This window comes from Pseudomonas sp. P7758 (genome assembly GCF_013386485.1).
In the GTDB taxonomy this organism is placed as follows: Bacteria; Pseudomonadota; Gammaproteobacteria; order Pseudomonadales; family Pseudomonadaceae; genus Aquipseudomonas.
Genome location: NZ_JACARS010000058.1, coordinates 33668 through 46770, shown reverse-complemented (window position 1 = coordinate 46770; position 13103 = coordinate 33668). Strand labels below are relative to the sequence as shown.

General features: G+C 60.1%; 17 protein-coding genes. 14 read left to right on the top strand and 3 right to left on the bottom strand.

Features of this window, described 5'->3' with window-relative positions; all coding sequences use genetic code 11:
- The first annotated feature begins 6 nt into the window (after positions 1–6).
- The 11 genes from HX873_RS12565 to recX all read left to right on the top strand — a co-directional run bounded on the left by HX873_RS12565 (position 7) and on the right by recX (position 7733).
- Positions 7–516 (top strand): phage baseplate assembly protein V, encoded by a 510-nt coding sequence (locus tag HX873_RS12565; protein ID WP_177122741.1) that lies wholly within the window; start codon positions 7–9, stop codon positions 514–516.
- Positions 516–914: a phage GP46 family protein gene (locus HX873_RS12560; protein WP_087695304.1), complete on the top strand. Its 399-nt coding sequence runs from the start codon at positions 516–518 to the stop codon at positions 912–914. Before HX873_RS12565 ends, HX873_RS12560 begins: the two co-directional genes overlap by 1 nt.
- Positions 904–1944 carry a baseplate J/gp47 family protein gene (locus HX873_RS12555; protein ID WP_177122740.1) on the top strand — a complete coding sequence of 347 codons (1041 nt, stop codon included), beginning with the start codon at positions 904–906 and terminating at the stop codon, positions 1942–1944. Before HX873_RS12560 ends, HX873_RS12555 begins: the two co-directional genes overlap by 11 nt.
- Complete coding sequence (locus HX873_RS12550) at positions 1932–2531, top strand: YmfQ family protein (protein WP_177122739.1); 600 nt, start codon at positions 1932–1934, stop codon at positions 2529–2531. Before HX873_RS12555 ends, HX873_RS12550 begins: the two co-directional genes overlap by 13 nt.
- An 11-nt stretch (positions 2532–2542) precedes the next feature.
- Positions 2543–3868 (top strand): tail fiber protein, encoded by a 1326-nt coding sequence (locus tag HX873_RS32090; protein ID WP_177122738.1) that lies wholly within the window; start codon positions 2543–2545, stop codon positions 3866–3868.
- Between the two features lie 8 nt (positions 3869–3876).
- Positions 3877–4476: a phage tail assembly chaperone gene (locus tag HX873_RS12540; protein WP_102369821.1), complete on the top strand. Its 600-nt coding sequence runs from the start codon at positions 3877–3879 to the stop codon at positions 4474–4476.
- Between the two features lie 30 nt (positions 4477–4506).
- Complete coding sequence (locus tag HX873_RS12535; protein WP_087695309.1) at positions 4507–5064, top strand: glycoside hydrolase family 19 protein; 558 nt, start codon at positions 4507–4509, stop codon at positions 5062–5064.
- Positions 5052–5543 carry a lysis system i-spanin subunit Rz gene (locus tag HX873_RS12530; RefSeq protein ID WP_177122737.1) on the top strand — a complete coding sequence of 164 codons (492 nt, stop codon included), beginning with the start codon at positions 5052–5054 and terminating at the stop codon, positions 5541–5543. Before HX873_RS12535 ends, HX873_RS12530 begins: the two co-directional genes overlap by 13 nt.
- A gap of 71 nt (positions 5544–5614) precedes the next feature.
- A complete protein-coding gene (locus HX873_RS12525) occupies positions 5615–6115 on the top strand; it encodes a CinA family protein (protein ID WP_003208648.1) in 501 nt (166 codons plus the stop codon).
- An 83-nt stretch (positions 6116–6198) separates the two neighbouring features.
- The gene (gene recA, locus HX873_RS12520; RefSeq protein WP_003208645.1) at positions 6199–7257 is read left to right on the top strand and encodes a recombinase RecA; all 1059 of its coding nucleotides are present in this window, start codon (positions 6199–6201) and stop codon (positions 7255–7257) included.
- Between the two features lie 8 nt (positions 7258–7265).
- Positions 7266–7733: a recombination regulator RecX gene (gene recX, locus HX873_RS12515; RefSeq protein ID WP_003208644.1), complete on the top strand. Its 468-nt coding sequence runs from the start codon at positions 7266–7268 to the stop codon at positions 7731–7733.
- Positions 7734–7901: 168 nt separating this feature from the next.
- Here the strand turns inward: recX and HX873_RS12510 are convergent, their stop codons facing one another.
- Positions 7902–9011 (bottom strand): TIGR00730 family Rossman fold protein, encoded by a 1110-nt coding sequence (locus HX873_RS12510; RefSeq protein ID WP_087695311.1) that lies wholly within the window; start codon positions 9009–9011, stop codon positions 7902–7904.
- A gap of 375 nt (positions 9012–9386) precedes the next feature.
- Positions 9387–9827 (bottom strand): PA3611 family quorum-sensing-regulated virulence factor, encoded by a 441-nt coding sequence (locus tag HX873_RS12505; RefSeq protein WP_003208640.1) that lies wholly within the window; start codon positions 9825–9827, stop codon positions 9387–9389.
- A 205-nt stretch (positions 9828–10032) separates the two neighbouring features.
- On the opposite strand from HX873_RS12505, the gene HX873_RS12500 reads away from it, so the two are divergent.
- The 3 genes from HX873_RS12500 (at position 10033) to HX873_RS12490 (ending at position 12086) form a co-directional block, all read left to right on the top strand.
- Positions 10033–10743 (top strand): tRNA-uridine aminocarboxypropyltransferase, encoded by a 711-nt coding sequence (locus tag HX873_RS12500; protein WP_177122736.1) that lies wholly within the window; start codon positions 10033–10035, stop codon positions 10741–10743.
- Between the two features lie 254 nt (positions 10744–10997).
- Positions 10998–11648: a response regulator transcription factor ErdR gene (gene erdR / locus HX873_RS12495; RefSeq protein WP_003208636.1), complete on the top strand. Its 651-nt coding sequence runs from the start codon at positions 10998–11000 to the stop codon at positions 11646–11648.
- A 75-nt stretch (positions 11649–11723) separates the two neighbouring features.
- Entirely contained in the window at positions 11724–12086 is a 363-nt protein-coding gene (locus tag HX873_RS12490; RefSeq protein ID WP_003208635.1) for a diacylglycerol kinase, read from the top strand.
- On the opposite strand, the gene HX873_RS12485 is transcribed toward HX873_RS12490, so the two are convergent.
- A complete protein-coding gene (locus HX873_RS12485; RefSeq protein WP_003208633.1) occupies positions 12083–13009 on the bottom strand; it encodes a LysR family transcriptional regulator in 927 nt (308 codons plus the stop codon). The two genes, HX873_RS12490 and HX873_RS12485, sit on opposite strands and share 4 nt — an antisense overlap.
- Between the last annotated feature and the right edge of the window lie 94 nt (positions 13010–13103).

Genomic DNA, 13103 nt, shown 5'->3' with positions numbered 1-13103 from the left:
ATTTCCATGAGCTTACTGACTCGCCTGCTGGCGCGCGGCACTGTCGTGCTCGCCCACTCGGCCACCAAGCTGCAATCGCTGCAAATGCGCCTGACGGCAGGCGAAGTGAACGACGACATGGAGCACTTCGAACCCTACGGTTTTACCAGCAACCCTCTGGCGGGTGCTGAAGGCATCGCTACCTTCCTGGGCGGTGACCGCTCCCATGCCATCGTGCTGGTGGTGGCAGACCGTCGCTATCGCTTGCAGTCCCTGGCGCCGGGTGAAGTGGCGATCTATACCGACGAAGGCGACAAAGTTCATTTCAAGCGCGGGCGGGTAATCGACATTGAAACCGGCACCTTGAATATCCGCGCCAGCCACGCTGTGAACATCGATACGCCGACCCTGACCCAGAGCGGCAAGATCATTTCCCAGGGCGACCAGATTGCCGGCGGCATCAGCCAGATCCAGCACGTGCATGTGGGCGTCCAGCCCGGCAGCGGTCAGACCGGTGCGCCGGCGGGAGGCCAGTGATGTTTGTCTCCGACAACCTGAAAAAGGCCCTGACCCGCTCGGTGCTGATCAGCCTGTTCACCTGGCGCCGTGCCGCGCCGGATGACCCTGTTGACGATGACGAGCGCTTCGGCTGGTGGGGCGACAGTTTTCCCAGCGTGGCCGACGACCGTATCGGCTCAAGGTTGTGGTTGCTGCGCCGGGTCAAGCTGACCCGCCAGACGCAACTGGACGCCGAATTCTATGCCCGCGAAGCCTTGCAATGGCTGATCGACGACGGGCATTGCAGCGCCATCGAAGTCCTCAGTGAGCGCCTCGACGCCCAGCGGCTCAACCTGCGCACGCAGCTGACCCTGGCCGATGGCGAGCGCCTGGACATCAACCCTGATAACAGTTGGCAGGTGATCTATGCCGTTTGAAACCCCTTCGCTGCCGGTGCTGATCAAACGCACCCAAAGCGACCTGGCCAGCGATTCGCTGCGCCAGTCCGATGCCCAGGTCCTGGCGCGCACACTGAGTGGCGCTGCGTTCGGCCTGTACGGTTATCTCGATTGGATCGCTGAGCAGATCCTGCCGGATACCGCCGATGAATCCACCCTGGAACGCATCGCTGCGCTGCGTTTGAACCAGGCACGCAAGGCGGCGGTAGCCGCCAGTGGCACCGTGAGTTTTACCGCAGCGGCGGGCGCGGTGCTGGATGTGGACACGGTGCTGCAAGCCAGTGATGGTCGCAGCTTCAAAGTCACCGCTGCCGGTACCACCCATGCAGGCCTCAACACCGCCACGGTGCAGGCGATTGATGCCGGCACGCTGGGCAACGCTGATGCCGGGCTGAGCCTGATCGCGGTCCAGCCGCTGCAAGGTATTGGTTCGACCTTTACCGTGCTGGCGCCGGGGTTGACCGGCGGTGTGGCACGAGAAACCCTGGAGTCGCTGCGGGCGCGGGTGATTCGTTCCTATCGCGTTATTCCCCAGGGCGGTTCGGCACAGGATTACGAGACCTGGTCCCTCGAAGTGCCCGGCATTACCCGCGCATGGTGTCGCGGCAATTACCTGGGGCCGGGGACGGTGGGGGTGTTCGTGATGCGTGACGACGACCCGCAGCCGATCCCCAATGCCGCGCAGCTGGTGCAGGTTCAAGCCCATATCGAACCGCTGCGGCCAGTGACCGCTGATGTGTATGTGTTGGCGCCGGTGATGAAACCAGTGGCTTATCAACTGCGCTTGACCCCCGACACCAGCGCCGTGCGTGCGGCCGTCGAGGCCCAACTGCGAGATTTGCACAATCGCGAAGCGGGGCTGGGCGACAGCTTGTTGCTGACCCACATCGCCGAAGCCATCAGCACCGCCACCGGTGAGACCGATCACAAACTGACAAGCCCGCTGGCGGACGTTACGGCGGCGACAAACCAGTTACTGGTGTTTGGAGGTATCACATGGCTGGGATAAGGACGGCTGGCCAGTACGAGGAGCAACTGATCGCCCTGTTGCCCAGCGGTCCGGCCTGGTACCTGGAGACCATGCCGCAGTTGCAGACGGTGCTCAAAGGCATCGCCGAAGAACTTACGCGCATCGACGCCCGCGCCTGCGACCTGCAAAACGAAATGGACCCCGTGACCGTCAGCGAACTGGTGCCGGAGTGGGAAAGGGTGATGCAACTGCCTGACCCTTGCCTGGGCTTGAGCCCGCTGTACGACGACCGTCGCCTGGCGGTGCGTCGACGTCTGTTGGCGGTGGGCAGCCAGCGCGCCGCGTACTACATCGAAATCGCCCGCAGCCAGGGTTATCCCGACGCCAGTGTCACTGAACATCGCGCCCCGCGCATGGGCCGCTCACGGTTTGGCGCGGCGCATTTTGGCACCTGGCAGGCGCACTTCATGTGGACGCTCAACACCGGCGGCCGCCAGCACCTGGGGCGGCGGTTTGGGGCGAGTTATTGGGGAGAGCGGTTTGGCGTCAACCCGGGCAATGCCCTGGAGTGCCTGATTCATCGCAGCGCACCTGCTCATACGCAGGTGCACATCAATTATGACTAGAGGGTAGAAGCGTGGATTATCCAAAGAGTGTGCCCAGCGTTGGGCTGGTGAATGGCAAGTTTGTGGATGAAAACCCGGTGACCGGGACGCCGGGGAGTTTGATTCCGGCAGCTTGGGGGAATGGGGTTACGCAGGAGATTTTGAATGTGCTGGCGGCGGCGGGGATTGCGCCGGATGAGACGAAGACCGATCAGCTGGCGCAAGCGTTGAGTGTGTTGAGTGATTGGTTGAAGTTGAGGAATAAGCCGACGACGTTGGCGGGGTATGGGATTACGGATGCTCTGGTGGTAGGCCGTACGTCCCAGCAGCGCCCAAGTCTTTCTTCCAGCATATTGGGTGAGATCGGCAATGGACAGGGGGGCGCACTGGAAATTCGTGAAGCGCAAGAAGTTTCTGATTCCACACGAGATTTCAACTATGCACCACGAATCATGTTCCATTGGGGCAAGATAATTGCTCGAGCACTCGCGATGAACGCGGACGGTGAGTTGCTCTGGAGTTCGAAGAAAATTTGGTCTGAGATCAACTTCAACCCTTCAATCAAAGCGGATAAGGCTACGACCCTTGCGGGCTATGGTGTGACAGATGCGCTGAGCATTGGTCAATACGGACTGGGTGGCAATGTTGCACCTGCTGCCGCGATTGATACCGTTGGGCTACCCGGCGGGTTTTACTATTACAGTGCCGGGAATACCAGTTTCGCCAACTACGTCGGATTGGTGAATATCCCTTACGGCGACGGAAATTACGCGGGGCAGATTGGTTTTCAGCAGGGGAACACAGAACCGGATGTCTACATCCGAGGCTGCTCTCAGGCTAAGGTCTGGAGCCCAACACGAAGGCTCTGGCACTCTGGAAATCTCGACCCAGCGTCGATGGGGGTTCCGGTCGGGACGACGATTCAGTATTGCGGTGCCTCGGCACCGGCTGGGTTTTTGAAAGAGAACGGTGCTGCGGTTTCTCGTACAGCCTATTCAAAGCTGTTTGACGTGATAGGGACGACGTTTGGCGCTGGTGACGGAAGCACTACGTTTAACCTGCCGGACAGCCGTGGTGAGTTCATCCGTGGCTTTGACGATGGACGCGGCGTGGACCCGCAACGCGGGCTGGGGTCGTTGCAACTGGATGCGATGCAAGGCCATTGGCACGGCCCTCGTCCTGGCACCACCCTGAACGGGAGCCCAGGCAACTGGAACGGCGTGGGCGGTGGTTCCAACGCATCGTTCAACATTGGCAGCACCGGTGACCCCGTAACCAACGGCGTCAATGGTGTTCCACGCACCGCCAACGAAACGCGTCCGCGCAACACTTCCCGTCTTATGTGCATCAAGTACTGAGGTCAATCATGACTGCTTCTGCCCCTGTTGTTTATCAGGCACACCCGGTGACGGGCGAATACATCGGAACGGCTTTTGCTGACCCCGATCCACTTGTCGAGGGGGCCTGGCTTATCCCCTCCATGGCTTTCAGTGAAGCCCCGCCTGTAACCGAGCCCGGCTTTGCTGCGGTTCACGTTAAAGATGCTCAAGCTATCTGGAACCTGGTTCCGGACCTGCGCGGCCTTGTGTATCGAACGGATACCGGCGAGGAGATCCAATGGCAGCAGTTAGGTGAGTTGCCGTTGGAGCTTACCTCGCTGAAACGCCCCGGGTCAGATCACGTTTGGGATGGCTCGTCCTGGCATCTCGATGAAAAGCTGAGGAACACGAACGAATGTGAATCCGAACGACTCTGGCGGGATTCGGAAATCGACAGTATCAAGTGGCTTCGCGAGCGCCATCGGGATGAGTCCGATCTGAAGCGAGATACCACGCTGACAGAAGGACAATTTGCGCAACTGCTGGCTTATTTCCAACTGCTGCGTGATTGGCCGCAGAACTCGAAGTTTCCAGCCTCCGAATTTCGGCCGGTTAAACCGGACTGGATGGTTGGCCTTGTACAATAGTGTGGTGCTCGTGAGTTCGGAGGTTTTTTCATGCCGATAACCCAGAATGATCTTGTGCAAATCATGCCCAACGCCCGCGCCCAAGCGGGCGTTTTCGTATCTGCGCTGAACACAGCCATGTCCAACCGCCAAATCACCACACCCAAACGCATCGCCGCCTTCCTCGCCCAAATCGGCCACGAATCCGGCGAACTGCGCTACGTACGTGAACTGGGCAGCGATCAATACCTGAGCAAATACGACACCGGTACCTTGGCCGCCCGTCTGGGCAACTCCCCGGAAGCCGACGGCGATGGCCAGAAGTATCGCGGCCGCGGCCTGATCCAGATCACCGGCCGGCGCAACTACCTGGCGTGCAGTCAGGCACTGTTCGGCGATGAGCGTTTGTTGCACCAACCGGAGTTGCTGGAGACGCCGCAATGGGCGTGCGAATCTGCCGCGTGGTTCTGGCAGCGCAATGGCTTGAACGAGCTGGCTGACCAGGACCAGTTCACCACGATCACCCGGCGCATCAATGGTGGCCTCAACGGTCTGGAGAACCGTATGCAACTGTGGGCGCGGGCGAAGGCGGTGTCATGGGCTTCCTGACGTCGTGTCGCCTGCTTGGGTTTTGCCTGTTGTTCGCAGTTTCGGCGGGTGTTGCCTGGCAGGTACAGGCTTGGCGATATGGCGCACAACTCGAGCACCTGCAGGCTCTGCATGCCGCAGCACTCAGCCAGCAACAACAGGTGGAACAGGACAAACGGCTGGCACTGGAGCAACAACTCAGCGCCAGCGACCAACAACACACCCGGGAGCTTTCCGATGCACAACGCGCTCAGGCTCACCTGCGGGATCGCCTGGCCACTGCTGATGTGCGGTTGTCAGTCCTTCTCGACGCCAGCGATTCAGCCAGCGGCTGTGCAATGCCAGCCACCACCCCCTCCGGCCGCCTGGTTCATGGCGCCCCGCGAGCCCGACTTGACCCGGCGCATGCTCAACGAATTATCGGCATCACCGACGACGGCGATAACGCAATGATCGCCTTGCGCGCCTGCCAGGCGTATGTCCGGGCCGTCGCGCGTTAGTCTCTTGTAACTTGCATGGCCCATGGGCTCCTGTAGGGTAGGCGAACGCCCGTCCACTCCAGGAGATGACCGTGAAGGAAATTACTCAACTCGCCGCTGAACTTGGCCGACGCTTGCAGGTTCTCAATGCCCACGTCACAACGGCCGAGTCGTGCACCGGCGGCGGTATCGCCGAGGCAATCACGCGGATTCCCGGGAGTTCGGCCTGGTTCGAGGCGGGCTATGTCACGTATTCCAATCGCCAGAAGACCCGGCAGCTGAATGTGCCGGAGGCCCTGTTCCCCAAGGTCGGTGCCGTCAGTCGCGAAGTGGTGGAGGCGATGGTGCGGGGCGCCCAGGAGAAAAGCCTGGCGCGTTTTGCCGTGGCAGTCAGCGGCGTGGCCGGGCCCGATGGCGGTTCGCCGGACAAGCCGGTGGGCACCGTATGGCTGGCCTGGGGCGTGGGCGATGAGGTTACCGCCGAGCTCGAACACTTTCCCGGCAACCGCGACGAGGTCCGCCGACAAACGGTAAAGGCCGCGCTAGAGGGCTTGTTGCGACGAGCTGCAGCAGAAATAGAAAATCAGGGGTAGGCGATCACGGATCTTTGTGGAACAATACTGTCTACTTATACAGGTGTTGGCCGCCAGGCCTTATTGATTACGTGAGGACTTTAATGGACGACAACAAGAAGAAAGCCTTGGCTGCGGCCCTGGGTCAGATCGAACGTCAATTCGGCAAGGGTGCCGTAATGCGTATGGGCGATCACGACCGTCAGGCGATCCCGGCTATCTCCACTGGCTCTCTGGGTCTGGACATCGCGCTCGGCATTGGCGGCCTGCCAAAAGGCCGTATCGTTGAGATCTACGGTCCTGAATCTTCCGGTAAAACCACCCTGACCCTGTCGGTGATTGCCCAGGCACAAAAAATGGGCGCCACCTGTGCGTTCGTCGATGCCGAGCACGCCCTGGATCCTGAATACGCCGGCAAGCTGGGCGTCAACGTTGACGACCTGCTGGTTTCGCAACCGGACACCGGTGAGCAAGCGCTGGAAATCACCGACATGCTGGTGCGCTCCAACGCCATCGACGTGATCGTGGTCGACTCCGTGGCAGCCCTGGTACCCAAGGCTGAAATCGAAGGCGAAATGGGCGACATGCACGTGGGCCTTCAAGCCCGCTTGATGTCCCAGGCCTTGCGTAAAATCACCGGTAACATCAAGAACGCCAACTGCCTGGTGATCTTCATCAACCAGATCCGGATGAAGATCGGCGTGATGTTCGGCAGCCCGGAAACCACCACCGGTGGTAACGCGCTGAAGTTCTACGCTTCGGTCCGTCTGGACATCCGTCGTACTGGCGCGGTGAAGGAAGGTGACGAGGTTGTCGGTAGCGAAACCCGCGTTAAAGTCGTGAAGAACAAGGTGGCCCCGCCGTTCCGTCAGGCCGAGTTCCAGATTCTCTACGGCAAGGGTATCTACCTGAACGGCGAGATGATCGACCTGGGCGTGCTGCACGGTTTCGTCGAGAAATCCGGTGCCTGGTATGCCTACAACGGCAGCAAGATCGGCCAGGGCAAGGCCAACTCGGCCAAGTTCCTTGCGGATAACCCGGATGTTGCCGCTACGCTCGAGAAGCAGATCCGCGACAAGTTGCTGACCCCGGCACCTGACGTCAAGGCTGCCGCCAACCGCGAGCCGGTTGAAGAAGTAGAAGAAGTCGACACTGACATCTGAAGCAAACGATGAGCGTTGTCCTGGATACACCCGTCGCCGTAAGGCGCACTGCAATGGACCTGCTCGCACGGCGCGAGCATGGTCGAGTCGAGCTGACGCGTAAGCTGCGTCAGCGTGGCGCAGATCCCGAGATGATCGACGCAGCCCTTGACCGTTTGACGGAAGAAGGGCTGCTGTCGGAGTCCCGTTACCTCGAAAGTTTCGTCTCCTACCGAGCCCGATCCGGCTATGGCCCTGCACGAATTCGTGAAGAGCTGAGCCAGCGTGGCCTGCAGCGGGCTGATATCGAACTCGCGTTGCGTGAGTGTGGCATCAGTTGGCAGGCGCAACTGGAAGAAACCTGGCGGCGCAAGTTTGCCGGTCATCTGCCCATTGATGCGCGTGAGCGGGCTAAGCAAGGTCGCTTCCTGAGTTATCGCGGGTTTTCGATGGAGATGATCAGTCGCCTGTTGAGCGGTCGGGATATGGATGACTGAAGTCTGCGCCTGGTAAATGGTTGCTCTGATCATTGCGGGGCTTGGTGTGGCGAGGGAGCTTGCTCCCGCTGGGCTGCGCAGCGGCCCTAACCTGCGCATCGTTCTACCTGACACAACCCAAAAGGCCCGCTATGAAAATAGCGGGCCTTTTTTCGTTTCAGTGTCAGGTCACGCCGTCTCCGTCACCCGCTGCTGCGTTTTCCCCTGAGCCTGGGCCCAGTTTTCCGGCAAGTTGATGTAATCCACCAATTCCCGCAACCGTCCCTGATCACGCCCGTTGAAGTTGAACACCAGCCGCGTCAGATGGCTGAAGCTTGGCTCGTCATGCTCTTCGCCGGTGTACGCGATTTGTTGGAAGTCGTCACTGAGGCGAAGACTGGCAAATGCCTCCTGCAGATGGGCCAGTGCGCGGTCACTCAACGGATGATTCATGCGAATCACAAACTGGCGCTTCAGCCAGCGGGTGGAGTGGAAGTTGGCGTAGAACTGGTTGATTTCGTCCACCGCCTCTTCGGCGCTGTACACCAGGCGGACCAGCTTGAGGTCGGTGGGCAGGATGTAGCGATTGGCCTCAAGCTGGCTGCGGATAAAGTCCAGTGCGCCTTGCCAGAAGCTACCGCCTGGTGCATCCAGCAGTACCACCGGTACCAGCGGGCTTTTGCCGGTCTGGATCAGGGTCAGCACCTCCAGCGCTTCATCCAGGGTACCGAAACCGCCCGGGCACAGGATCAAGGCGTCGGCTTCCTTGACGAAGAACAGCTTGCGGGTAAAGAAGAAGTGGAAGGACAGCAGGTTTTCGGTGCCATCGATGGTCGGGTTGGCGTGCTGTTCAAAGGGCAGGGTGATGTTGAACCCCAGGCTGTGCTCCAGGCCGGCACCCTCGTGGGCCGCCGCCATGATGCCGCCGCCACCGCCGGTGATCACCATCAGGTCCGAACGGGCCAGGACCGCGCCCACTTCCCGGGCCAGTGCGTACAACGGGCTTTCCACCGGCGTGCGCGCCGAGCCGAACACCGTGACTTTGCGCCGCCCCTTGAACTGTTCGAGCACGCGGAAGGCGTGGTCCAGTTCCCGGATCGCCTGCAAGGTTATCTTGGCATTCCAGCGGCTGCGGTCGTCCTGGGCCATGCGCAACACGGTGAAGATCATGTCGCGATAAAGGGGAATATTCGGGCTGTTGGGCGCAATCAAATGGAGTTGCGCGTCGACCTGCTGCGTGAGGTCGGTGCCGTTTTCTTCAAATTGACGGATCAGGAGTTCATTCGGTTCGTAAGGCATTCAACTTCTCCTTCTTCACAGAACCCTGGGTGCCGGCGAGAGATTCGTCGGGACCACGACACTGCATGTGTCGTTGCCTCTGATTAACGAGGTGGGCGAAACCGGTTCTGTATATTCCTTATGATTAAAAACCTTTGCATTGCACGCTCAGGAGGGCAACCCTCTTTTGCCCTGAAAATGTTACAGGACGGTGTGAAAACCCGATGTTCCAGGCGTTCAGGATGAATTGATCATGAGCCTATAAAGTCTTGGCTGGCAACCGCTTATTGATCACTTCTGAGGGAGTTTAGACGCTGCCGCGGGCGGGCAATGGCGGAGAGTGCAGAGGGGGATATTGCGCGCCGCTGGTCAGCGGCGCGCGACAGGAGTTATCGCTTACTTTTTCTTCTTCGCGGCAGCCGGTGCCGGGCAATCTGCTTCCTGGAACTTCACCGAGGCTACCGGGCGGTTGGTTTTGTTCTCGGTGATTTCATAGCGCATGATCGCGCCCTTGGCCATCAGCTCGCGGTAACCCTTGTTCAGGCACACACTTTGGCCGAGCTGGAAGTAAACAGCCTTGGGGTTGGCGCGCATTTGCTCGGCGCGGTCGGGCAGTACGCTCAGATGGTCAATCAGCTGCAAGCCTTCAACGGTGTAGGCAACTTCCAGGGTCTTTTCGTCAATTTCCCGTGGCAGTTCTTTGTTGGTTTCCTCTGCGACGCTTTGCAGCTTCCTGTTCAGTTGAGCCTCCAGCAACGAGGCCGCTTGGGCACCCAGAGGCAACACCAGCGCGAGGGCGACGGACGGAACTACAAGGCGTGGCATAAGACGCAGCATGAAACTCTCCTGATTCGGTTACTGGTGCATAGACCAGCCACTGCGCTGTGCGTTCAGTGGCGCGGGATTATAGGTGACCGCTTGCCCCTAGGGCCAGCCTATTGCCGGGAAGTGCAGGTGGCCGGGGGCGGCTCTGGTAAACTGCGGTAACTTTTGCCTTCCGAGTTCTATCCGTGTCGATTTCCACTTCCCTGCGGCGCACCCGATGAGCCATGCCGTCTCCCGTTTGCGCACGCAGCGCCTGGCCCGTGCCGTAAAACCGTTTGTAGCGCGAGGCTCGCGGGCCGAACGCTGCCCCGGCTGCCGGGTGATTCCCGAGTACTGCCTGTGCGCCTGGCGGCCCAAGGTCCAGGCCAGATCCGGCATGTGCCTGCTGATGCACGACGTAGAGCCGATGAAACCCAGCAACACCGGCTGGCTGATTGCCGATGTGATCAACGACACGACTGCGTTCCCCTGGTCGCGCACTGAGGTTGAGCCGGAGTTGCTGACCTTGCTGGCCGACCCGCAATGGCAGCCATACATCGTCTTTCCCGGCGAATTCGTGGCCCCGGAGCGGGTGGTCCATCAGGTCAGGCTGGAGGAGGGCAAGCGCCCGCTGTTCATTTTGCTGGACGGCACCTGGAGCGAGGCGCGCAAGATGTTCCGCAAGAGCCCGTACCTGGAGCACTTGCCGGTGCTGAGCCTGGCGCCCGAGCAACTGTCGCGCTACAAGCTGCGTCGCTCCAAGCGTGATGACCACTTCTGCACCGCCGAAGTCGCCGCGCTGTGCCTGGAGCTGGCTGAAGATGCCGCAGCCAGTGAAGTCCTGGATGCCTACCTGGACGTATTCAGCACCCACTACCTGGCCGCCAAGTTTCAACTGGCGCTGGACCCGGCCGATGTCGTCCATACTCGCCTTGCACTTTATCTATAGGTGTCATGGCCAGCCGACCTTTGCATGATGGCCGCGCAAACGCGCAGCCCGCTAAAATAGCCACGGGCGTAGCGCTTGACCACCCAGGCTACGCTGGGCATGCTTGGCGCCGATTGGGGCGCTGTCACAGATTGGATACGTCGCTTTTTGACGTTGAGCGCGCCCTTTGGTGACTGCTGGCCTGGCAGCCACCTTGCGCGTTGGCGAGCACTGAACCCATCAGTGCCGCCCTAAAAAACAGGATCATTTAATAAATGGCCACATACGAAATCCTGATTGCCGATGACCACCCGCTGTTTCGCAGTGCGCTGCACCAGGCGGTCACGCTGGGCCTGGGGCCGGATGTACGCCTCGTCGAAGTCGCCAGCATTGCCGAGCTGGAAACCCGCCTTACCGAAAAGTCCGACTGGGACCTGGTCCTGCTGGACCTGAACATGCCGGGTGCCTACGGTTTTTCCGGGCTGGTGCTGCTGCGTGGGCAATACCCGCAGATACCAGTGGTGATGGTATCGGCCCAGGAAGAGGCGTCGGTGGTGGTGCGCTCCAAGGAGTTCGGTGCCAGTGGTTTCATTCCCAAGTCCAGCTCCATGGAAGACATCCAGAAAGCCGTGCGCACGGTGCTGGATGGCGATGTCTCCTGGCCGCCGCAGGCCTTTGAAGAGATCAACGTCTCCGACGAAGCCAAGGCCGCACGTGATGGCCTGGCCAGCCTCACGCCCCAGCAGTTCCGCGTATTGACCATGGTCTGCGAAGGTCTATTGAACAAACAGATTGCCTACGAGCTGAGCGTGTCGGAAGCGACCATCAAGGCTCACGTCACGGCGATCTTCCGCAAGCTCGGCGTACGTACGCGAACCCAGGCGGCGCTGCTCTTGCAACAACTTGAGTCAATTTCGCAGCATTAAGACGCTGTTCATTCACGTTTTTTTGACTTTGCTTACTCTAGTTTCCCCACACCTTTTTGCTCAGTTGCCTACTCTATGTCGCCTTTCAAGGGTCAAACCGGTATCAAACGTATCTTCAACGCAGGCGGATATTCCCTGGATGGCCTGCGTGCGGCTTTCACCGGCGAGGCGGCGTTTCGTCAGCTGGTGTTGCTCAATGTCATCCTGATCCCGCTGAGTTTCTTCCTTAACGTCAGCCGGGTAGAGCGGGCGCTGCTGATCGCCGTGTGCCTGCTGGCATTGATCGTCGAGTTGCTCAACTCCGCCGTCGAAGCGGCGATCGACCGGATTTCCCTGGACCTGCACCCCTTGTCGAAAAACGCCAAGGACATGGGCAGCGCCGCGCAGTTCGTAGCGCTGACCATGATTACCCTGGTCTGGGCCGTGATCCTGATCTAGGCAATGGTCGGCAGTACAATCTCGTCGCTGCGCTGCACCCCGGCGGTGAACGACCGGCACAGCTCGAGGAATTCGCGCATCGCCGAGGTCTGGTACTTCTGCTTGTGCCAGATGAAGTAGAACTGCCGGGCCAGGTCCAGGTCCGGGGTTTCCACCGGTACCAGGCTGCCACGCCGGAAGGCGTCGCGCAGCGCCAGCCGGGAAATGCAGCCAATCCCCAAGCCTGATTCCACCGCGCGTTTGATTGCCTCGGTGTGTTCCAGCTCCAGGCGGATATTCAGCGCGCTGCGGTGATGCCGCATGGCCTGGTCAAAGGTCAGGCGTGTTCCAGAGCCTTGTTCCCGCAGGATCCAGGCTTCATGGGTCAGCTCTTCCATGGTCGCCTGGCCGCGCTTCGCCAAATGGTGCTGGGGTGCGCAGAACACCACCAGTTCATCTTCCACCCAGGTTTGCACCTCGATGTCCGGGTGGCTGCAGTCGCCTTCGATTAGACCCAGATCAATTTCGTAGTGCGCCACCTGATGCACGATATGCGCAGTGTTCTGCACATGCAGCTTCACCTGGCTCTCGGGATGCTGCTGCATGAAGCTGCCGATCAGCAGCGTGGCCAGGTAGTTGCCGATGGTCAGCGTGGCCCCGACCGCCAGGGAGCCGAAGCCCGACTTGCCGTTGAGCAGGTCCTCGATCTCCTTGGCCTGGTCCAGCAGTGCCACCGCCTGGGGCAATAGCTGGTGACCGAGGGCGTTGAGGCTCAGGCGTTTGCCCGCGCGGTCGAACAACTGGCAGCTGGATTGACGCTCCAGCTCGGTAATCGACGTGCTGGCGGCGGATTGAGATAAGGCCAGAAGGCCAGCAGCGCGCGAGACGCTTTCCTGCTGGGCGACGGCGACGAAGACTTGCAGTTGACGTAGAGTAAATCGCATATCGATATAACCGATAACCCTTATCTTAATAATCCAGTTAACAGATATTGTCGCCGCCATTAGAATGCTGTGCAATTGCGCATCCATCATTTGG